At 73.7% G+C, this 19,713-nt stretch carries 20 protein-coding genes; 7 read left to right on the plus strand and 13 right to left on the minus strand.

Annotated features, from left to right (window positions below):
• Positions 1-49: 49 nt before the first annotated feature.
• Both M3185_RS09710 and M3185_RS09715 read right to left on the minus strand, forming a co-directional pair.
• On the minus strand, positions 50-1,429 hold the full coding sequence (locus M3185_RS09710; protein ID WP_251333465.1) for a PhoH family protein: 1,380 nt from the start codon (positions 1,427-1,429) through the stop codon (positions 50-52).
• A gap of 129 nt (positions 1,430-1,558) precedes the next feature.
• Positions 1,559-2,320, minus strand: a complete 762-nt coding sequence (locus M3185_RS09715) for an isoprenyl transferase (RefSeq protein WP_251333466.1) — start codon at positions 2,318-2,320, stop codon at positions 1,559-1,561.
• Positions 2,321-2,482: 162 nt separating this feature from the next.
• On the opposite strand from M3185_RS09715, the gene trhA reads away from it, so the two are divergent.
• Positions 2,483-3,193 carry a PAQR family membrane homeostasis protein TrhA gene (trhA, locus tag M3185_RS09720; protein WP_251333467.1) on the plus strand — a complete coding sequence of 237 codons (711 nt, stop codon included), beginning with the start codon at positions 2,483-2,485 and terminating at the stop codon, positions 3,191-3,193.
• On the opposite strand, the gene M3185_RS09725 is transcribed toward trhA, so the two are convergent.
• The 3 genes from M3185_RS09725 to mca are packed head-to-tail and all read right to left on the minus strand — an operon-like array spanning position 3,183 to position 6,669.
• Positions 3,183-5,342 carry a thioredoxin domain-containing protein gene (locus M3185_RS09725; protein WP_251333468.1) on the minus strand — a complete coding sequence of 720 codons (2,160 nt, stop codon included), beginning with the start codon at positions 5,340-5,342 and terminating at the stop codon, positions 3,183-3,185. The genes trhA and M3185_RS09725 overlap by 11 nt on opposite strands.
• Before the next feature lie 59 nt (positions 5,343-5,401).
• On the minus strand, positions 5,402-5,782 hold the full coding sequence (locus M3185_RS09730; protein ID WP_251333469.1) for a hypothetical protein: 381 nt from the start codon (positions 5,780-5,782) through the stop codon (positions 5,402-5,404).
• A gap of 8 nt (positions 5,783-5,790) precedes the next feature.
• Entirely contained in the window at positions 5,791-6,669 is an 879-nt protein-coding gene (mca, locus tag M3185_RS09735; protein WP_251333531.1) for a mycothiol conjugate amidase Mca, read from the minus strand.
• 204 nt (positions 6,670-6,873) lie between these two features.
• Between mca and M3185_RS09740 the strand changes: the two genes are divergently transcribed.
• The 3 genes from M3185_RS09740 (at position 6,874) to M3185_RS09750 (ending at position 8,290) form a co-directional block, all read left to right on the plus strand.
• Entirely contained in the window at positions 6,874-7,299 is a 426-nt protein-coding gene (locus M3185_RS09740) for a DUF4307 domain-containing protein (protein ID WP_251333470.1), read from the plus strand.
• A gap of 270 nt (positions 7,300-7,569) precedes the next feature.
• Complete coding sequence (gene greA, locus M3185_RS09745; protein WP_251333471.1) at positions 7,570-8,073, plus strand: transcription elongation factor GreA; 504 nt, start codon at positions 7,570-7,572, stop codon at positions 8,071-8,073.
• A 7-nt stretch (positions 8,074-8,080) separates the two neighbouring features.
• Entirely contained in the window at positions 8,081-8,290 is a 210-nt protein-coding gene (locus M3185_RS09750) for a hypothetical protein (RefSeq protein ID WP_251333472.1), read from the plus strand.
• An 85-nt stretch (positions 8,291-8,375) separates the two neighbouring features.
• On the opposite strand, the gene ilvA is transcribed toward M3185_RS09750, so the two are convergent.
• Both ilvA and M3185_RS09760 read right to left on the minus strand, forming a co-directional pair.
• Positions 8,376-9,623 carry a threonine ammonia-lyase gene (gene ilvA, locus M3185_RS09755; RefSeq protein WP_251333473.1) on the minus strand — a complete coding sequence of 416 codons (1,248 nt, stop codon included), beginning with the start codon at positions 9,621-9,623 and terminating at the stop codon, positions 8,376-8,378.
• A gap of 97 nt (positions 9,624-9,720) precedes the next feature.
• Positions 9,721-11,142 (minus strand): AI-2E family transporter, encoded by a 1,422-nt coding sequence (locus M3185_RS09760; protein WP_251333474.1) that lies wholly within the window; start codon positions 11,140-11,142, stop codon positions 9,721-9,723.
• A 103-nt stretch (positions 11,143-11,245) separates the two neighbouring features.
• Here M3185_RS09760 and M3185_RS09765 point away from each other — a divergent pair, with 103 nt between their 5' ends.
• A complete protein-coding gene (locus M3185_RS09765; protein WP_251333475.1) occupies positions 11,246-11,842 on the plus strand; it encodes a nitroreductase family protein in 597 nt (198 codons plus the stop codon).
• A gap of 130 nt (positions 11,843-11,972) precedes the next feature.
• Here M3185_RS09765 and M3185_RS09770 read toward each other — a convergent pair whose 3' ends face one another.
• From M3185_RS09770 to M3185_RS09785, 4 genes are all read right to left on the minus strand, one after another.
• Positions 11,973-12,872: a Bax inhibitor-1/YccA family protein gene (locus M3185_RS09770; protein WP_251333476.1), complete on the minus strand. Its 900-nt coding sequence runs from the start codon at positions 12,870-12,872 to the stop codon at positions 11,973-11,975.
• A 383-nt stretch (positions 12,873-13,255) separates the two neighbouring features.
• On the minus strand, positions 13,256-14,356 hold the full coding sequence (locus M3185_RS09775; RefSeq protein ID WP_251333477.1) for an FAD-dependent oxidoreductase: 1,101 nt from the start codon (positions 14,354-14,356) through the stop codon (positions 13,256-13,258).
• Positions 14,357-14,611: 255 nt separating this feature from the next.
• On the minus strand, positions 14,612-15,139 hold the full coding sequence (locus tag M3185_RS09780; protein ID WP_251333478.1) for a hypothetical protein: 528 nt from the start codon (positions 15,137-15,139) through the stop codon (positions 14,612-14,614).
• A gap of 521 nt (positions 15,140-15,660) precedes the next feature.
• The gene (locus M3185_RS09785) at positions 15,661-16,122 is read right to left on the minus strand and encodes an ester cyclase (RefSeq protein WP_251333479.1); all 462 of its coding nucleotides are present in this window, start codon (positions 16,120-16,122) and stop codon (positions 15,661-15,663) included.
• Positions 16,123-16,385: 263 nt separating this feature from the next.
• Between M3185_RS09785 and M3185_RS09790 the strand changes: the two genes are divergently transcribed.
• Positions 16,386-16,970, plus strand: a complete 585-nt coding sequence (locus M3185_RS09790) for a cupin domain-containing protein (protein WP_251333480.1) — start codon at positions 16,386-16,388, stop codon at positions 16,968-16,970.
• Between the two features lie 56 nt (positions 16,971-17,026).
• Here M3185_RS09790 and M3185_RS09795 read toward each other — a convergent pair whose 3' ends face one another.
• Positions 17,027-17,725 (minus strand): hypothetical protein, encoded by a 699-nt coding sequence (locus tag M3185_RS09795; RefSeq protein WP_251333481.1) that lies wholly within the window; start codon positions 17,723-17,725, stop codon positions 17,027-17,029.
• Between the two features lie 65 nt (positions 17,726-17,790).
• Positions 17,791-18,141, minus strand: a complete 351-nt coding sequence (locus tag M3185_RS09800; RefSeq protein ID WP_251333482.1) for a hypothetical protein — start codon at positions 18,139-18,141, stop codon at positions 17,791-17,793.
• Positions 18,142-18,673: 532 nt separating this feature from the next.
• Between M3185_RS09800 and M3185_RS09805 the strand changes: the two genes are divergently transcribed.
• The gene (locus tag M3185_RS09805; RefSeq protein WP_251333483.1) at positions 18,674-19,711 is read left to right on the plus strand and encodes a Fic family protein; all 1,038 of its coding nucleotides are present in this window, start codon (positions 18,674-18,676) and stop codon (positions 19,709-19,711) included.
• Positions 19,712-19,713: the final 2 nt, after the last annotated feature.

Here is a 19,713-nt window from a genome sequence, read left to right on the forward strand (position 1 = left end):
CCTGGGGAGGCCGCCGGCGCAGTGCCCGCCGGCGGCCCCCGGCCCGCGCTCAGCCGTCCAGGTCGCCCAGCACCTCCGTGACGAGGGCCGCGATCGGCGAGCGCTCGGACCGCGTGAGCGTGACGTGCCCGAACAGGGGGTGGCCCTTGAGCGCCTCAACCACGGCGGTCACGCCGTCGTGGCGGCCGACCCGCAGGTTGTCGCGCTGGGCGACGTCGTGGGTCATGACGACCTTCGAGTTCTGCCCGATCCGGGACAGGACGGTGAGTAGCACGTTCTTCTCCAGCGACTGCGCCTCGTCGACGATCACGAACGCGTCGTGCAGGGACCGGCCGCGGATGTGGGTCAGCGGCAACACCTCAAGCATCCCGCGGTCGAGCACCTCCGCGACGACCTCCTGCGAGACGAGCGCGCCCAGGGTGTCGAAGACCGCCTGTCCCCAGGGGTTCATCTTCTCCTCCTCGGAGCCCGGCAGGTAGCCGAGCTCCTGCCCGCCCACCGCGTAGAGGGGCCGGAAGACCATGACCTTGCGGTGCTCGCGGCGCTCCATGACCGTCTCGAGGCCCGCGCACAGGGCGAGCGCGGACTTGCCCGTGCCGGCGCGCCCGCCCAGCGACACGATGCCTACCTCGGGGTCGAGCAGCAGGTCGATCGCGAGCCGCTGCTCGGCGGAGCGGCCGTTGACGCCGAAGACGTCCCGGTCCCCGCGCACGATCCGCGACCGGCCGTCCGCGCGCACCCGGGCCAGGGCGTTGCCGCGCACCGAGTGCAGGGTCAGGCCCGTGTTCGCGGGCATCCGCTCCGTGCCGGGCACCGGGACGGGCTCGCCGTCGTAGAGGCGGGCGACGACCTCGTCGTCCACGTCGAGCTCCGCGGTGCCGGACCACTCGACGTCCGAGCCGACCCACTCGGCCCGGTACTCATCGGCCTCCAGGCCCAGGGCGGAGGCCTTCACCCGCATGGGCAAGTCCTTGGACACGACGCACACGTCCCTGCCCCCGTTGGCGAGGTTCAGGGCCACGGACAGGATCCGGGAGTCGTTGTCCTTGAGCCGGAAGCTCACCGGCAGCACGGAGTCCGAGGAGTGGTTGAGCTCGACGACGAGGCTGCCGCCCTCCTCCCCGATCGGCACCGGCCGGTTGAGCCCGTGGTGCTCCAGGCGCAGGTCGTCCAGCAGCCGCAGCGCCTGGCGGGCGAAGTAGCCGAGCTCGGGGTCGTGGCGCTTGCCCTCCAGCTCGGTGATGACGACGACGGGCAGCACGACCTCGTGCTCGGCGAAGCGCAGGATCGCCCGGGGGTCGGAGAGCAGGACCGACGTGTCGATCACGTAGGAGCGCACCCCGGTGCGGGGTTCGGCGTCCGCGCTGACCTCGGCGCCCAGGGGGGAGGCGATGTCGACGATGCGCTCCGGGTTCTTCGAGATGCTCATGGCGGCCCTTCCGACTCGGTCCGGCGGGCGGCGTCCTCGCCGTCCGCCTGAGGCCAACGTACGCAGACGGGACCCGCCGCGCGAGGGGAAACGGCGAACAGCGGGGAAATTGGCCGTGACCTGAGAGGGTCAGCCGCCGAAGCGGCGCTGCCGGGAGGCGTAGTCGCGCAGGGCCCGCAGGAAGTCGACCCGGCGGAAGGCCGGCCACAGGGCCTCGCAGAAGTAGTACTCGCTGTAGGCGGACTGCCACATCAGGAAGCCCGAGAGCCGCTGCTCCCCGGAGGTGCGGATCAGCAGATCCGGGTCCGGCTGGCCGCGGGTGTAGAGGTGCTGGGCGATGTCCTCGACCGACAGGCCCTGCGCGAGCTCCCGCAGGTCGGCGCCGGCGTCGAGGGCGTCGGTGAGGACCTCCCGGACGGCGTCGACGATCTCCTGGCGGCCCCCGTAGCCGACCGCGATGTTCAGGTGCGGGCCGGGATTGTCCGCCGTCCGGGCGGTGAGCTCGGCGAGGCGCGCGGCGAGCTGCGGGGGCAGCAGCTCGAGGGCCCCGACCGGCTGGACCCGGTACACGCCGGTCTCGGTGAGCGTGTCCATGAGGTCGGAGATGATCTCGAGCAGCGGCTCCAGTTCCGCGGCCGGGCGCTTGAGGTTCTCGGTCGAGAGGATGTAGAGGGTGACCACCTCGATGTCGAGCTCCCGGCACCAGCCCAGGAACTCCACGATCTTCTGGGCGCCCGCCGCGTGCCCGGCCGCGGTGGTCGTGCCGCACTGCCGGGCCCACCGGCGGTTGCCGTCGACGAGCACCCCGACGTGCTTGGGCAGGGTCCGCGGGTCGAGGCCGGCGGCGAGACGGCGCTCGTAGAACCGGTAGAGCGGATGCGGCTTCGCCATCCGTGGTTCCTCCCGTGCTGTCGGTGGTGGGGGCGTGGTCCCCGGCGCCGGGGCCGGCGGGGGCACGGCGTCCAGCGGGCGGTCGGGGACCTCTCCTAAACTACCCGGTGGACGGTGCGGAGGACTGACACCGGGCGCAGGCACAGGAGGCGGGCGGGCACCATGGAGCGCAGGCAGGGCACGGTCGGGCGGGCGGTCGAGCACCTCGAGGGCGCCGTCGAGCAGCGGATCGAGGACTTCCTCGAGCGCAAGCCCGCCTGGCGGGGATGGATCCACGCCAGCTTCACGCCCGTCGTCGTCGTCCTGGGCCTCGTGGCGATCCTCGTCGCCCCGACCACGGAGCTGCGCCTCGCGGCCGCCGTGTACGGCGTGACGGGGATCCTGCTCTTCGGCGTGTCGGCCATCTACCACCGCGCCTACTGGCCGCGGCGGCTGCACATGGTGCTGCGCCGGATGGACCACTCGAACATCGCCCTGCTGATCGCCGGGACCTACACCCCGCTGGCGGTCGCGCTGCTGTCCCCGGGACAGTCCCGGGTGCTGCTGACCGTGATCTGGGCCTGCGCCGCGGGCCTCGTGCTGTTCCGCCTGCTGTGGACCCTCGCGCCCCGCTGGCTCTACACCCCCCTGTACGTGGTGATGGGCTGCCTCGCGGTCGGCTACCTCCCCCAGTTCTGGCAGGCCAGCCCCGCGGCGGCCGTGCTGACCGCCGCCGGCGGCGCCGCCTACATCGCCGGGGCGGTCGTCTACGGCACGAAGCGGCCCCGCCTGCTGCCCGAGGTGTTCAGCTTCCACGAGGTCTTCCACGCCTGCACGGTCGTGGGCTTCCTCCTGCACTACGCGGCGATCCTGCAGGCGGTGCTCAGCCGTTGACGCCTCCGCCGGTCCCTCCGCCGGGCCCGTCGCCCGGAGCCCCGCGCAACTGCGCCGTGAGCTCCCCCACGCTGTGCACGGGGGCCCGGCAGGCGAAGTCCCGGCACACGTAGACCGTGAACCGCCCGCCGGGGGCGTCCTTGCCCCGCGCGCAGCCGGGAGCCCCCGGCGCGTCGGCGTCCACGACGTACGCGTCCAGCACCGCTGCGGCCCCGACGGCCCGGCGCGCCTCCAGCTTGTCCTCGGCGGTCCCGCCCGCGAGCACCACGTGCCTGGGGGACGTGTCCAGCGCGGCCCGCACGGTCAGTCCCCACCCGGCGCTGCGCGGTGCGCGCCGGGCCAGCAGCTCCAGCGGCCCGAGCAACGACGGCACGAGCTGCGCCCAGCGCTCGTCCTCGTCCAAGGCCCACAGGTGCGCGAGCACCGCGGCGAGCACGGACGTGCCCGCGGGGGTGACGCTGTCGAGCTGGTCGGCGCGCCCCGAGCTGCCGGCCGCGAGCAGGGGGGCGGGGACGTCCGCCAGGTCCGACCAGAGCCGCTGCGCGGTCCCCTGCCCGGTGCCGTCCCCCGGGCCGCCGCCCGGTGCCGGGCGCGAGAAGCGCTCCGCGGCGACCTCGGCCAGCCGGCGGGCCCGCTCGTACCACGGTGCGGCCCCGCCGGCCCGGTAGAGGGCGAGGAAGCCCTCGGCGACCATGGCGTAGTCCTCCAGCAGGCCCTCGATCGAACGCTCCGCCGACCCCCCGTGGCTCGTGCGGGCCAGCCGGCGGCGGGCCCCGTCCCAGTGCACCTCCCACAGGTGGGCGGCGGCCTGCTCGGCGGCGAGCGCGAGGGCGGGGTCCTCCAGCAGGACGCCCGCCTCCGCGAGGGCCGCGACGGCCATCCCGTTCCAGCCGGCCACGACCTTGTCGTCCCGCGCCGGCGCGGGCCGGCCGGCGCGGGCCGCCAGCAGCTCGGGGCGCAGCGCGTCCCACAGGGCCTGCTCCTCCTCGTCGAGGACGCGGCCCGGGTGCAGGGGCTGCGCCGCGCCCGCGGCGACGCCCATGAGGTCGGCGGCCGCCGTCCCGCGGTCGGGGCCGAGGACCTCCCGCAGCCCGGCCCGGGTCCACACGTAGAAGGCGCCCTCGCCGCTGTGCACGTCGCCGCCGGCGGCGGGCGTGTCGGCGTCGAGGGAGGACGCGAACGCCCCGCCGGGCAGGCGTAGCTCGCGCAGCAGGAACGCCGCCGTGTCCGCGGCCGCGTGCTCGTAGCCCCGGCCCGGTTCGACCGCCGCGGCGCGCGCGTACGCGCGCAGCAGCTGGGCGTTGTCGTAGAGCATCTTCTCGTAGTGGGGCAGGGACCACTCCCGTGTCACGGAGTACCGGTAGAAGCCCCCGCCGAGCTGGTCGAAGAGGGCGGAGCCGCGCATGGCGTCCAGGGTGCGCACCAGCAGCCTGCGCGCCCGCCGGGCGGCCTCGGACCCGGTCCCGGCCGCGAGCCGCTCGAGCAGGGGCAGCACGGTGGAGGGCGGGAACTTCGGCGCCCCGCCGAAGCCGCCGTGCCGGGGGTCCTCCTCCTGCGCGAGGACGTCGAGGGCCGCGGCCACGAGGCCGTCCTCCTCCTGCGCGGCCGGCGCCACGGGCGGGGTCCCGAGCGCGGCGCGCAGGTCCTCGGCCTGCCCGGCGACGGCGCGGGCGACCGCGTCCGCCGCCTGCTCGAGCTCGGGGCGGCGGGCCGCCCACGCCTCGGTCACGGCCTCGAGCACCTGCCGGAAAGACGGCATGCCGTGGGCGGGCCGGGGCGGGAAGTAGGTCCCGGCGTGGAAGGTGCGCCCGTCCGGGGTGAGGAACGCGCTCATGGGCCAGCCGCCCTGGCGGGTGAGCAGCTGCGTGGCCGCCATGTAGGCGGCGTCCACGTCGGGGCGCTCCTCGCGGTCCACCTTGACCGGGACGAAGTGCTCGTTGAGGTAGGCCCCGATCGCGGGGTCCTCGAAGGACTCGTGGGCCATGACGTGGCACCAGTGGCAGGCGGCGTAGCCCACGGAGAGGAACACCGGGACGTCGCGGCGGGCGGCCTCGGCGAAGGCCGCGTCGTCGAAGGGCTGCCAGTCCACCGGGTTTTCCGCGTGCTGGCGCAGGTAGGCGGAGGACTGTCCGGTCAGGCGGTTGGGCACGGGGCGCTCCTTCGGGCTCGGGTCCTGCTCGCGGGCCCCCGGGGCGAGGGCCCCTCGTCTCAGCGCTGCCGGTCCCGCTCCTCGGGCCCGGCGGGTCCGGCCGCCTCGCCGGGTCCCGCCGGTGCAGCGGGCGGCGCCGGGGCGGCGGGGCCGGCGGGGGCCGGGCCCGCCCCGGCCCCCGCACGGCCGCCCAGCCCCTCCTCGGCGGCGCGGCGCTCGGCGTACTCCGCGCGGTAGCGCAGCCGCCGGTTGCGGCGGTTGAAGTCCAGGACGAGGAGGATCACGGCCACGGCGAGCAGCAGCGACATCAGGAACCCGACCAGCCCGGGCGTCACCTGGCTCGGGTCCAGGCCGGGCCGCAGGGTGCCCTCGTCGACGGGGTTCGGGGCGATCGCGGGCACCAGGGCCAGCAGGGTCATCGGGATCGGCACGGCGGTCATCTCCTCGCTCAGCCCACGATCCCGGCGAACAGGTCGCTCTCCGGCAACTCGGTCGGCACCCGCGACTCGGCCAAGACGTAGTCCTCCCACGGCCAGACCTCCGCCTGCAGCTCGGCGGAGACGGCGAAGAACATCCCGTCCGGGGCGACCTGGGTGCGGTGGCTGCGCAGCGCCTCGTCGCGGTGCCCGAAGGTGTGGGGGCACTCGATCTTGGTGGTGGTGTCGTGGCGGGGCACCGGCGGGCGGTGGCCCTCGGGATCGCTCTCCTGCTGGGCCGCGAGCCGCGCGGCGTACGGGGACTGCAGGCCCCGCTCCTCGAGCGCCTCGTGCAGGGCGACGAACCGCTCCAGGTTGAACGCCCGGTCGTAGTAGAGCTTCAGCGGGGCCCAGGGCTCCCCCAGCCCCGGGTACTTCCCGGGATCCCCGGCGGCGCGGAACGCCTCCGCCGAGACGTGGTGCGTCTGGATGTGGTCGGGGTGCGGGTAGCCGCCGTTCTCGTCGTAGGTGAGGATCACGTGCGGGCGGAACTCGCGCACGAGCCGCACCAGTGGCGCCGCGGCCCGTTCCAGCGGCTGCAGGGCGAAGCAGCCCCAGGGCAGGGGCGGCAGCGGGTCCCCCTCCGGCAGGCCCGAGTCCATGAACCCGAGCCAGCGGTGCCGGATGCCGAGGGCGGCCGCCGCCTGCGCCATCTCCAGCCGGCGCAGGCCGGTCAGGTCGCGCTCGGCGTACGGATGCCCCTCCATCTCGGCGTTGAGGATCGACCCCCGCTCCCCGCCGGTGCACGTGGCCACCATGACCTCGACCCCCTGCCGGACGTAGTGGGCCATGGTCGCGGCGCCCTTGCTCGACTCGTCGTCGGGGTGGGCGTGGACGGCCAGCAGACGCATCTCTGACAGGGAGGTCACTCGGGAGGTCCTCTCGGGAACGGACGGGGAGGTGGGGCACCGGCCGTAGGCACGGCCGCACACCATTTTACGCGTCCGCTCCTGCCCCCCGCGCCCGGGAGCCTCCCAGACGGCTCGGCTACAGTGGACGGGCGGCTGCCGCCCCCGGCGGCCGCCCGTCGACGCTCCCGAGACCCGAGGCCCGCTGTGTCCACCGACTCCCCAGACCTGCTCCGGAACCGCTACGGGACCCCGGCCCGCCCCCGCCGGATCGGTCCGCGCGGCTGGCTCGGCATCACCCTGGCGGCGACCCTCGTCACCGCCGCGTTCGTGGCCTGGGTCGTCACCTCCGGCCGCGCGGAGCCCACCTTCAAGGACGTCAGCTTCCAAGTGGTCTCCGACGCCCGGGCCACGGCGGACTTCGACCTCACCAAGCGCCCCGAGGACGTCGTGACGTGCGCCGTCCGTGCCCTCAACGAGGACTACGCCGTGGTGGGGTGGAAGGAGGTGACCGTCGGGTCCGTGCCCCCGGAGCAGCTCGGCGACGGCGGGACCAGCTCCCACCGGGTGGCCCTGCGGACCACCAACCGCGCGACCACCGCCGTCGTCGACTCCTGCTGGGTCGAGGACTGATCGGGGCCGGACCGGCGGCGGAGCGGCTGTGACACATCACTCACGCTGCTTTGGGGTTGCCCCCCTGCCGTGCCTAGACTTGCCGACAGGACTCCCCGTCCCCGGCCCCGGCCGCCGTCCGCACGGACGGCCCGGCACCGGGGCGGGGTCTTTGCGTTCGCGGATCCCCGCACCGGACGACGGCGCCGCGCCGTCGCCCCGGCCCGCCGCCCACCGCCCCCGACGACCCGGGAGCGCCGCGGCGTCCCGCCCGCCCACCGAGGAGAGATTGTGACCAAGACCGACAAGCACAGCGCCTGGCTGACCCAGGAGGCCTTCGACCGCCTGAAGAAGGAGCTCGACTACATCTCCGGCCCGTACCGGCAGGAGATCGTGGAGCGCATCGACCAGGCCCGCTCCGAGGGCGATCTCAAGGAGAACGGCGGCTACCACGCCGCCCGTGAGGAGCAGGGCAAGAACGAGGGCCGCATCGCCCACCTGAAGGCGCTGCTCGAGAACGCGCACGTCGGCGAGGCGCCGGCCGACGACGGGGTCGTCGAGCCGGGAATGGTCGTCACGGCCGAAATCGCCGGGGAGCAGATGACCTTCCTCATCGGCTCCCGCGAGGTGGCCGAGGACCTGGCCGCGGGCAGCGACCTGGAGGTGTTCTCCGAGAAGTCCCCCATGGGCGCGGCGATCTCCGGGCACAAGGTCGGCGACGAGCTGGCCTACACCGCCCCCAACGGCCGGCAGATCCCGGTGCGGATCCTGGACGCCAAGCCGTTCCAGGGCTGAGCCCGCCGTGACGTCCCACTGGCTGCGCACCCCCGGTCCCGGCACCCGCGTGATGCTCGTGGTCACCGCGGTGCTCGCGGTGGTCGCGGTGGCCCTGCACGTCGCCGGCTGGGGCGACCCGGCGGCGAGCGCCCCGGGCAGCCCGCGCAACATCGCCGTGTTCGCCACGTTCGTCAGCGGGTTCGTCACCTACCTGACGGCGCGCGGCCGGCGCTGAGCGCCCGGCCCGCGCGCGACGGCGCCGGCCCCTCCCGCCCGGGAGAGGACCGGCGCCGTCGTCGTCCGGCCCTCCCGCCCGGGGCTCAGTGCACGACGACGGGGTGGTAGCCCTCGGCCTCGAGCGCCCGCAGGATCTGCCGGCAGTGCTCGTGGCCCTTGGTCTCCATGTCGATGGTGATGGAGACGTCCCCCATGCTCAGGGAGCCGCCGATGCGGGTGTGGTCCACCCCGGTGACGTTGGCGTCCTGGACGGCGATGATCCTGGAGATCAGCGCGAGCTCGCCGGGACGGTCGGTGAGCATCATCTTGATCGTCATGTAGCGCCCGGCGGCGGAGAGGCCCCGCTGGATCACCTTCAGCATCAGCATCGGGTCCACGTTGCCGCCGGAGAGCACGACCGCCGTGCTGCCCAGGTCGGGGTAGGCGTCCCGCAGAGCCCCGTCGAGCAGGGCGGCGACGCCCACAGCGCCGGCGGGCTCGACGACGAGCTTGTTGCGCTCCAGCAGGAAGACCAGCGCCCGCGCGAGCGAGTCCTCGGAGACCGTCACGACGTCGTCGGCGAGCTCCTTGATGATGCTGAACGGCAGCTGGCCGGGCTTGCCCACGGCGATGCCGTCCGCGATCGTGGAGACCCGTTCCAGCGTCACCAGGGCGTCCCCGGCGAGCGAGGGCGGGTAGGCGGCGGCGTTCTCCGCCTGGACGCCGATCACCCGAATCGGCCGGCCGAGCTGCTCGGCGCGGGCCTTGACGGCCACGGCGAGGCCCGCGAGCAGGCCTCCCCCGCCCACGCCGGTGATGACGGTGTCGACGTCGGGCACCTGCTCCAGCAGCTCCAGCCCGAGGGTGCCCTGCCCCGCCACGATGTCCGGGTGGTCGAAGGGGTGGACGAACACGGCGCCGGTCTCCTCGGCGTGGCGCTGGGCCTCGGTGAGGGCCTCGTCCACGGTGGAGCCGTGCAGGACGACCTCGGCGCCGTGGTCCTGGGTGGCGGCGACCTTGGGCAGGGCCGCCCCGTGGGGCATGTAGATCCGGGCGCGGATGCCGAGCCGGTCGGCGGCGAGGGCCACGCCCTGGGCGTGGTTGCCGGCCGACGCGGCGACGACGCCCTGCGCCTTCTGCCCGGCCGTGAGCTTCGCCATCCGCACGTAGGCGCCCCGGACCTTGAAGGAGCCGGCGCGCTGTAGGTTCTCCGCCTTGAGGTTGACCTCCGAGCCGACCAGGCGGGACAGCGCCCGGGAGTGCGCGATCGGCGTCCGGTCGATGACCCCGTCCAGCAGCGCGGCGGCGGCCTCGATGTCGGAGAGGCGGACGGGCAGGTCGGCCAGGCTCACAGCGGTCCTTCTTTCCCGGTGGGGGCGTGCGGCGGGCCGGGACCCCGGCCCCGGCCCGCGCGAGTCGCGCCCGCCAGCGGCAGGCACGCGCTCCATCCTAGTCGTTGCGGAGGACACCCTGATCGTCGCGGGAGGCGCCCCGGTCCTCGCGGGAGACGCTCTGGCCCCAGCCCCCGGTGCCGGGGTGCGGATCCGCCGCGATGCTGGAGTCGTGCTCGGTGTCCTTGTGGTGCTTCGCCTCGCGCTTGAGGGCGGCCCGCAGCCGCTCCTGCGCCCGGCTGCGGCGGAAGCGCACCAGCAGGGCCATGACCTGCTCCCGGGTCAGCTCGTTGCGCTTGGCGTGCTTCTTGATCTCCCACGGGAAGAAGTAGGGCTGCCAGGCGATCTCGTCGTCGTCGCGCCACTGCCGGTTCACGAGGTAGCGCAGCACCGTGTTGAGCACCGCCATGATCGGCACCGCGAACAGGGCGCCGGCGATCCCGAACAGGATGGAGCCCGAGGCCACCGCCAGGAACACGGCCAGCGGGTGCAGGGAGACCGCCTTGCCCATCACGAGCGGCTGCAGGATGTTGGACTCGACCTGCTGAACGAGCAGCACGAAGGCGAGCATGGCCAGGGCCTTGCCGAACCCGATGGCCACGAGGGCGACCAGGACGGCGACCGCGCCGGTGAGAACGGCGCCCACGATGGGAATGAACGAGCCCAGGAACACGAGGATGCCGATCGGCAGGGCGAGGGGCACCCCCAGGAAAAAGGCGGCCAGGCCGATGCCCGCGGCGTCCACGAACGCCACGAAGCCCTGGATGCGGGCGTAGTGCACGAGCGAGGTCCAGCCGCGCCGGCCGGCCCCGTTGACGGCCCGCCGCGCGGTGGACGGGAAGAGCCCGACGATGAACAGCCAGATCCGCTCCCCGTCCATGAGGAAGAACAGCAGGGTGAAGAGCATGATCACGGTACCGGTCAGCAGGTTGCCGGCGGTGGACCCGAAGGACATCGCGCCCGAGAGGATGGCCTGGCTGTTGTCCTGGACGGTCTCGCCGAGGTCGGCCACCCAGTCGTTGAAGGTCTCGGCGCTGATGTTCAGGGGCCCGTCCTCGAGCCAGCCCAGCAGCTGCTGGGTCCCGACCACGACGTTCTGCGACAGCTGGGCGAAGCCGAGGACGACCTGCCGGCCGGCCAGCACCAGCAGGCCCACCACGAAGCCGATCAGCCCCAGCACCGCGAGCCCCGAGGCCGCCCCCGCGGGGACGTGCTTGCTGCGCAGCCACTTCACGAGCGGGAAGAGCAGGCCCGCGAGCAGGGCCGCGATCAGCACGGGGATGATGACCACCGTGACGGTGGACAGCATGTACCCCAGCAGCCCCACGGCCGCCAGGATGATGATCAGCCGCCACGACCACGCAGCGGCCACCCGCACCGGGATCGAGACGCCACCGGCGGCGTTGCCGTGCAGCGGCGGGAGCTCGCCGCTGCCCCCGGAGTCGGCGGGGCGCTCGGCGTCGTGCGAAGTCGAAGGCATGGTGCCATCCTCCCACGCACCTCCGCCGCGAGACCCGGACGCGCGGGGGCCGGCAGCGGCTCTGCTGCCGTGCACGCCGCCCGCACGGTGGGAGACTGGGGCCATGTCGCGCACCTTCCTCCGGATCCTCGCCCAGCGCCGTCCGGCGCCCGCCCTGACCCCGGACGCGCCTCCGCGCGAGGAGCTGGAGGCCGTGCTCCGCGCGGCCGCGGGAGCCGGCGGGCAGGGACTGACCTGGCGGGTGGCCGTGACGACGCGCCGGTCCGCGCCGGAGCTGGCGGCCGCGATGGCGGGCCTGCGGCGGGTGCCGGACATGACGGAGCCGGTCCAGCGGCTCAAGGGCAAGCAGCTGCGCCGGCTGGCCGCGTTCCGGGGCTCGCTGAAGTGGGCGAGCACGGGCGGGATGTGCTGCGCCCTGATCTTCAGCCCGGACTCCGGCCTGCCGGCTCCGCGCAAGGAGCAGCGGGCCTCGGCGTACGGGGCCCGGGCCCTGCTCGAGGCGGCGTTCTGGGCCGCCGGGTGGGGCACCGTGTGGACCCCCCGGGACGGTGGGGACGAGGCCGCGGTCCGCGCCTTCTACGCGCTCTCCGAGGAGGAGCGGATCCTGGGCTGGCTGTTCGTGGGGCACCCGCCCCGCGGGGCGGCCGCGGACCACGCGGCGACCCTCCCGGTCGTCGATCCCCCGGTGACCTACTTCTGAGGCCCCGCCGCCCGCATGGGCCGCGACCCGTCGGCCGCCACCGCGTGCGTGCCGGCCGGACAGGCCGACGGCCCGGACCCCCTGCGGGGTTCCGGGCCGTCGGCTGGTGCGAGGAGCGGTGAGGCGGGGATCACTCGGAGGTCATCTGGCGGATGATGGCGAGCACGCGCAGGATCTCCACGTAGGTCCACACGAGGGTGACCGTGAGACCGAACGCGGCGGACCAGGCGGCCCGCTCCGGGACGCCGGACTCGACGCCGTGCTTGATGTTCTCGAAGTCCATCACGAAGCTGTACGCGGCGAGCAGGATCGCGATGGCGCCGATCGCCAGGCCCAGCCACGGCCCCAGCGGGCTCTCGGTGCGGATGTCGAAGCCGAACAGCAGGACGGCGCCGAGGTTGACCAGCGCGAAGATGGCGTACGCCATCAGCGCGACCATGAAGATCCGGGTGGCCTTGGCGGAGGCGCGCAGCTTGCCGGAGCGGAACAGCACCAGCACGGAGGTGAACACCGCGATGGTGCCGATGACCGCCTGCACGACGATGCCCGGGAAGTTCAGCTCGAACATGCCGGAGATCCCGCCGAGGAACATGCCCTCGAAGAGGCCGTAGGCGAGGATCAGCGCGGGCGAGGGCTGGCGCTTGAACGCGTTGACGAGCCCGAGCACGAAGCCGATCAGGGCGCCCGGCAGGGCGAGGACCGGCATGACCCACCCGGCGAGGGCGCCGAGGACGACGGCGCCCAGCACCGTGGCGGTGCGCATGATGACGTCGTCGTAGGTCATCCGCCCGGTCTGATTGGTGCCCGCGGCCGGCGCGTTGTAGAGCGCGTCCAGGGGCTCGGCGGAGTACGCGGCGTTGTGCGGACGGCCGTAGCCCTGGCCGTAGCCGGGCTGTCCGTAGCCCTGGTTGTAGCCGGGCTGCTGGTAGCGGGGCCCGTGGGACGCCTGTCCGTACTGGGCCCCGTAGGGCTGGGCGCCACCGGCGCCCGACTTGGTGAGATCGCGGAGGAGCGGGTTTCCGCCGGGCATGTGTCGGTCCTTCCCTGGCACTGAATGTGCGTGATGTGCCTCCAGGGTAGCAACGCCACCCTCGCGAGAGCAGGAGATCTGCTGTGCTTAAGCCGTGGGCGTGCGCGCCCGGCCCGCCGGCGGGGGCCGGGCGCGCCCCGGCACCGGAGCGGAGCGCCCACCGCCGACTGTTTGCTATAGCACGTTTATGTGTCGCCCGGGCACGGCCACATGTCGGAGACCCTTGTGCGTGCGGCGTGCATGGACGAAGGTATCGGTCACGGGGAGACCCGGGGGTCCGGCGACGGATCCCGTGGCACCGGTTCTGTGACACCGACGGGGGGTCGGACGAGCCGGCACCGGTGCAGTGCTGAGGCCGGGACGGCTGGGGGGCCGTCCCGGCCTCAGCGGCATTCCTGGAGACCGGCGGTCCGCGGCCGCGGCGCCGGACCGGCGCCGTCGCGGAGGGCGCGCACCGCTTCGAGGGCCGCGGCCCGCCCGGCCCGGGTCGCCCCGAGGGTCGAGGCGGACGCGCCGTAGCCGACCAGCAGCACCCTCCTGTCGCGCAGCACGCGCACGCCGTCCGTCCGGATGCCGCCGCCGGCCTCGCGCAGCCGCAGCGGGGCGAGGTGGTCGAGCGCGGGCCGGAAGCCCGTGGCCCACAGGATCGCGTCGGCCCGGACCCGGCGGCCGTCGGCGAGGAGGACGCCCTCGGGCGTCACCGACCGCAGCGGGCCCGCCGAGACGAGGATCCCGGCCTCGATCCCGGCCCGGTAGGGGCCGGTCAGGGGCAGGCCGGTGGACGAGACCACGCTCGCCGGCGCCAGGCCGGCCCGCGTCCGCTCGTCCACCCGCCGCTCGACGTCCCGGCCCCAGTCCGCGTCGAACTCCCGGGCGGTGAAGCCCGGGGGCCGGCGCGTGACCCAGGTGGTCGTGGCCCCGGCCGCGGCCAGCTGCAGCAGGAACTGCACGGCCGAAGTGCCACCGCCGACCACCACCACGTGCCGGCCGCGGAACTCCTCGGCGGTGCGGAAGTCGTGCGTGTGCAGCTGCCGGCCGCGGAACGACTCCCGGCCGGGATAGTAGGGCCAGTACGGGCGGTCCCAGGTCCCGGTGCCGTTGATGACGAGGGCGGTCTCCCGCACGGCGTCGTCGGCGAGCACCTCGAGCGGGCCGTCGGCGGAGGAGGCGAGCACTCGCCGCACGGCCGCCGGCCGGTGGACGGGCAGACCGAAGCGCTGCTCGTACTCGCCGTAGTACCGGGCGACGACGGCGGAGGCCGGCTCGGCCGGGTCGGCGTCGCCGAGGGCCAGGCCGGGCAGGTCGTGCACGCGGTGGGCCGCCCCCAGGGTCAGCGACGGCCACCGGTGCCGCCACGCCCCTCCCGGCCCGGGGTTAGCGTCGAGGACGACAAACTCCTCCTCGGGCACCAGCCCCTGCCGCCGCAGGTGGTAGGCGGCGGACAGGCCGGCCTGCCCGGCCCCGATCACCACGACCTTCAACACGACGCCTCCATGGTTGACGTTTCAACAATCAGTCAACGGGAAGGAGGCCCGCGGTATTCCGGCCGATGCCCCCGCCGCAGTCCACGGCGTGGGCGCCGGTGGCGGCCGACCAGCAGCTCGCTATGGTCCTGCCGCCGGCGAGCAGGACGTTCTCGACCTGGACCGCGACGTGTTCCTCCGTGCATCTCGTGGTGGCTGATGGACGCCTCTCCTGGCGGTGGCGGGACCATTCCTGCTCCGCGGGATTCGCCCGGCCTAGCCGGTGGGCTGTGTCAGGTCGGGCTGCTCACCGGTAGCGGCCCGGTCGAGCAGGTCGCACACGTCGAAGACGTACTCGGTGGTGTTCTCCACGATCTCCACCTCGGCAATCACCGGTGGTTCCCCGCCGGGCTCGGGGACGGACTCCAGGGTGGCCGTGCTGACGAGGCGTCCGGAGAGGTAGAGGAACGCCGGTGGCAGCCCCTCCTCGACCAGGGCCTGGATGTCGCCCTCCTCCTGGGCGAAGACCATCGCGGGGCCGGGGTAGTCGAACGTGGCGGAGAGACCGTCGGCGTAGTAGGTCTCCACGGGGGCGGAGTCCAGGAGGATGTCCTCCAGCGTCGCCCCGTCCGAGGCGCGAGTGATATCCAGGGCGATCGACCCGCCGTACTCCACGACGGTGTCGCCGTCCTCGGTCACGAGGGCGCGGTACGTGGCGGGCTCGACGTCCTCCTGGGTGATGGTGACCTCCGAGTCGCACAGCGGCAGGGTCACCGGCGCGTAGAACTCCTCGGGCAAGGGCACGAGCTTCCCGTGGGTGCTGGCCGGCGGCCACTGGAGCTCGCCGGGCTACTCGGGCGGCGGGGCGGGCTCGGTCGGGCCCACGGCGGTGGACGGGGCGACGAGGGCGAGACAGACCACGGCGCAGGCAGCGGCGAGCCGGTGGGCGGTGTTCATGGCTGCTCCTCGGGGCGTGGTGCCAAGGACGGACCGGGCGCAGTCCACGGCTGGTGCAGTAGATGGATGCGGAAGCGCGGGCAGCATCGAAACCGCCCCACGGCTCCAGTGTCCACACCGGGCTAGAACGGAGGGCACCGAGCAGGAGTTGACCATCTGATCGTTATCCCCCTGCTCCCAGAACCGTCACAATCGGCGCGGAGCACGCGCACGACCGGACGCCCCGGCGTCCACGACGAGGACCGGGGCGTTCGTGCTGCCTGATGCCCCGTGCCGGGCTAGCGGTCACGGCCGGCCGCACCGGGGGATCGTCGGCGCGAGGCCTCGGCCTGCGCAGCCGAGCCGTCCGTGACCCCGGCCTCCTCGGTTCAGGCCAGTCCGAGCTGCTGGGCGATGCTCATCATGTCGAGGTAACGGTGGTCCTCCGCGGTCAGCCCGTCCTCGCCCTCCCTGCTGAAGACGGCCATGGGGACAGACAGCCGTTGCCCGGTGGGCGGCACTTCCCCGGCCGGCGTCGTCAGCGGCCCGGTGTGGGTGCCCACGAACAGCACCCGGGAGGCGGCCTTGGGCCCGTCCACGACCACCTCCTCCAGCTGCAGCACCATGTCCGGCATCGCGGTGAACCACTGCTGGATGTCCTGCTGGATCGCAGCCCGTCCGCGCACCGGCTCCGGGGAGGCGGTGGTGTAGACGACGGCGTCCGGGCTGTAGAAAGCGGCGTAGGCGGCGGCGTCGTGGGCATTGAGCGCGGCAATGATCTTTTCGGCCTTCTCGCGCTGATCTCCGGCGCCGGGCACCGGCCCGGCGACCGACGTGGGGATGTCGCTCATGGTGTCCTCCGATTCCTGCGTGTCCGGCCCGGATCCGGGGCCGGTGTCTCGACGGTAGGCACCGGCCGGCGACGACCCCAAGGGAACCAGCCGGATCGTCGCCGGCCCGTGACTCCTGGCGGATCCGTGACGGTGGCCGCCATGTCCGGCACCGCCCCGGCGCTCCATCACGGAGGCCGGGGCGTTCACATTGCCGGGCCTTCCGCAGGCACGGGAGCCACCGTCGAGGACCCGTCCTAGACTGGGTGGCGGGGGCGATGGTCATGGACTGGACCGAGGACCAGATTGCGCAGATGCGGCAGGGACGGACCGTCTACCGCGACGAGTCGCAGAGCACGTCGCTGGTTTGGCTCCGGACCGGCGCAGAGACGGGCGGGGAGTACGGCCTCATCTACGCGGAGTACGCCCCGGGAGGCCGGGTGTTTCCCCATTTCCACACGCTCTACGTGGAGACGTTCCACGTCTTCGACGGACTCGTCGAGGGCAGGGTCGCCGGTCGGGAGGTGCATCTGGAGACCGGGGACGAAGCCGTGGTGCCCAAGCGGGCGGTGCACGAGTTCCGCATCTCCGGTGACCGGGTGGGACGTGCCGTGGTGGAGCTGCGCCCGGCCCACCCCGGGTTCGAGAAGTGGGTGGTCGCCCTGCAGAACATGGCCGCCGACGGTCTGACCCACCCGGACGGGCGTCCGAAGAACCTCTATCACCTGGCGCTGATCCTCGTGGAGTCCGACATCCACCTGCCCGGCGCAGGCCGGGCCATGACGCCGGTGTTCCGTCTGCTGGCCGCGGCGGCCCGGCGCAAGGGCATCGACCGACAGCTCGAGCAGCGGTACTACCGCCGGACCTGACAACGCCCCGGCACTGCACGAGGGCGGCCAAGGCGTTCGCACTGCCCGCGAGAGGGTCAGGGGCCGAGGTACTCCCCGGTGGTGTAGCCCACGGTGCCGGCGTTGATGCCCTCGCACTGGGCGACCCCGCCGTCGGTGACGGGAGTGTAGTTCACGCAGAACCCCTCGTAGTAGGGCATCCCGTTATGCCAGGCGGCGTAGGCCTCCTCGTAGGCGAAGGGGGCATCCGGGTCCGGGGCCGACACGACGGGTCCGCCGTCGGGGGTCTGCGTCGGGCCCGGCAGCGGCGGTGCGGTCTCCGGTTCGGTCCCCGCCGTCGTGCACGTCCCGGGGTCGCCGTTGGTGGTCGCCAGGAACATCTGCTCGGCGTCCAGTACGTTGATCTGCTCCTGCCCAGTGGTCATGGCCGACTGGTAGGCCTGGCAGAGTTCCACGGCCCTCTCCCGGTCGGTGAGGTCCGTGTCGAGGCGGTGGACGCGGATCCCGCCGTTGGTCCCGCCGAGCTCCTGGACGCCGGTGACCGTGCCGGTGTACCGGGCGCCGGCGTCGGAGGCCAGGAAGGACGCCAGCGGGTCGGTGCCGTCGGTGCCGTTGCGCGGCCCGGCCTGGCCGCCACCGGGCGAGGACGCGGCCGGCTCCGCCGAGGCGGCAACGGAGGACGAGGCGCCGGCCTCGTCGGGCTGCGCCGAGGAGCAGCCGCTCAGGGCGAGCCCCAGTCCGAGCAGGGCGGGAGCGAGCCGGACCTTCATGGTCATCGGGTCCTGTCGATGGTGGGCGCACGGTGTCGCCTTCAGAGTAGTGGCCGGCACGACGGGGCAGGCTAAGGGTGCTGCCAGCCCGCCAGTGCGTGCTGCAGCAGAGCGTGTGCCGCGGCGCGCTCGCGTGTCGTGCCCCGCTCCGCCAATTCCGGGGCGGTGGAGAGCGGTGGGGCGACCGGAGGGTGGTCGATGCGGTGGCGGAAGGCCTCTCCCCTGGCGTCGGCCACCGGCCCGGACCTCTCCTGGACGGACACCAGGGCCTCCTGGTGCAAGCAGCACTCGAGGAGGCCGGTGTCCCCGGCGGACAGTCCCAGGCGTGCGGCCGCCGCCGGGGTGGCCGGCGCGGAGCGGCCGGACAGCACCAGGAAGCCCTCCAGGGCGCTGCGGCGCCGGCGGGTCCGGGTCAGGCACACCGTGCGGCCTGCAACGGGCCCGCGCTGCGGGTTCCATGCAGCGAACGACGCATCAACGACGCATCGCCCCTGGAGCTGGCGCGAAAAGCCGGCCTACCGGCGCGGAATACCGCGGGCGCCCAGGGCGAAAAAGGACGCCGTCGAGCCCACCAGTGAAATTTGGATCTGCGGGCTCCGGCCGCCTTCCAGGCGCTAGAAAGCCTGAAACGAGGAATCACTTATATAACTTTATACCTTGAACGTTGGGTAGAGTGGTGGCATGGCCATCCCAGTGGACCCACTTTCATCCTCTCACCGGCAGGAGTCCGCTTCCGCGCCGGGGTCGGCGTCCTGGGAAGGTCGGCAGGCTGGCGATCTGGCCGTGGGGTGGGAGGAGCATTCCTGGGATAGTGAGCCGGTGGTGGCCGGGGCGATGTCGCGCCGGGCGCGGATGGCTGCCCGCGGCCCGTACCGGGCGGCCGTGCCGGCAAGGATCGCCGACCTGGGTGTCGTCCTGCCCCCGGCGGTCGCGACTGAGGCGGAGGACGCTTTGATGGAGATCGCCCGCTTCGACGCCGAACTGACCTCCGCGTTGCCAGGCGTCGGCGGCGAGGACCAGGAAGAGCACGGGGAGCTGGCCCCGCTGGCGGCGGTGCTGCTGCGCACCGAGTCCACCTCCTCCTCGCAGATCGAGGACATCACCGCGGGTGCCAAGGCCCTGGCGCTGGCCACGGTGGGCGAGAGAACAGGACCGAACGCGGCGATGGTCGCTGCCAACGTCACCGCCATGCAGGCCGCGGTGGCGATGTCCGAGGACCTGTCGGTGGACTCCCTCCGGGCCGCCCATGCGGCGCTGATGGCCGGTCAGGACTACGCCGCACCGGGGCGGTTCCGCACCCGGGCGGTGTGGATCGGCGGAATGGCCCCAACCCCGCACACCGCCACCTTCGTGCCCCCGCACCCCTCCCGGGTGCAGGCTGCGATGGACGACCTGATCGTCTTCTGCCACCGCACCGACGTGCCGGTGCTGGCCCATGCGGCGATCGCCCATGCCCAGTTCGAGACCATCCATCCCTTCGCCGACGGCAACGGGCGCACCGGACGGGTGCTCGTCCACGCGATGCTGCGCGCCGCCGGCGCCACCCGGGCGATGACGGTGCCGGTCTCGGCCGGGCTGCTCACCGACACGGGCTCCTACTTCGACGCCCTGACCGCCTACCGCGACGGGGACCTCACCCCGATCGTGAGTCGGTTCGCCCACGCCGCCTTCACCGGAGTCACCAATGGTCGCGTCCTGGCCGAGCAATTGCGGGGCCTCTACGCCACCTGGCAGCAATCCCTGCACGCCCGCCGGGACGCTGCCGCCTGGACGGTGCTGCCCATGCTGATCCGCCAGCCGGCGGTGACCGTGCGCTGGGTCGCCGACCACGCCCGGGTTTCCCAGCCGGCCGCCCAGCGGGCCATCGACCAGCTGCTCGCCGCCGGGGTGCTTGCCCCGGCCACCGCCAACCGCCGCAACCGCGTTTGGATCGCCGAGGACGTCACCGCTGCCCTCGACGACTTCGCCGCCCGCGCCGGCCGCCGCGGCTGAGC

The organism is Kocuria rosea (assembly GCF_023715525.1).
GTDB classification, from domain to species: domain Bacteria; phylum Actinomycetota; class Actinomycetes; order Actinomycetales; family Micrococcaceae; genus Kocuria; species Kocuria rosea_A.

Bases quoted from the DNA above. Each gene is read 5' to 3' on its own strand.
- M3185_RS09710 (WP_251333465.1), bottom strand. From the start codon at position 1,429: ATGAGCATCTCGAAGAACCCGGAGCGCATCGTCGACATCGCCTCCCCC.
- M3185_RS09715 (WP_251333466.1), bottom strand. From the start codon at position 2,320: ATGGCGAAGCCGCATCCGCTCTACCGGTTCTACGAGCGCCGTCTCGCC.
- trhA (WP_251333467.1), top strand. From the start codon at position 2,483: ATGGAGCGCAGGCAGGGCACGGTCGGGCGGGCGGTCGAGCACCTCGAG.
- M3185_RS09730 (WP_251333469.1), bottom strand. From the start codon at position 5,782: ATGACCGCCGTGCCGATCCCGATGACCCTGCTGGCCCTGGTGCCCGCG.
- mca (WP_251333531.1), bottom strand. From the start codon at position 6,669: ATGCGTCTGCTGGCCGTCCACGCCCACCCCGACGACGAGTCGAGCAAG.
- M3185_RS09760 (WP_251333474.1), bottom strand. From the start codon at position 11,142: ATGCCTTCGACTTCGCACGACGCCGAGCGCCCCGCCGACTCCGGGGGC.
- M3185_RS09765 (WP_251333475.1), top strand. From the start codon at position 11,246: ATGTCGCGCACCTTCCTCCGGATCCTCGCCCAGCGCCGTCCGGCGCCC.
- M3185_RS09770 (WP_251333476.1), bottom strand. From the start codon at position 12,872: ATGCCCGGCGGAAACCCGCTCCTCCGCGATCTCACCAAGTCGGGCGCC.
- M3185_RS09785 (WP_251333479.1), bottom strand. From the start codon at position 16,122: ATGAGCGACATCCCCACGTCGGTCGCCGGGCCGGTGCCCGGCGCCGGA.
- M3185_RS09790 (WP_251333480.1), top strand. From the start codon at position 16,386: ATGGACTGGACCGAGGACCAGATTGCGCAGATGCGGCAGGGACGGACC.
- M3185_RS09795 (WP_251333481.1), bottom strand. From the start codon at position 17,725: ATGACCATGAAGGTCCGGCTCGCTCCCGCCCTGCTCGGACTGGGGCTC.
- M3185_RS09805 (WP_251333483.1), top strand. From the start codon at position 18,674: ATGGAGATCGCCCGCTTCGACGCCGAACTGACCTCCGCGTTGCCAGGC.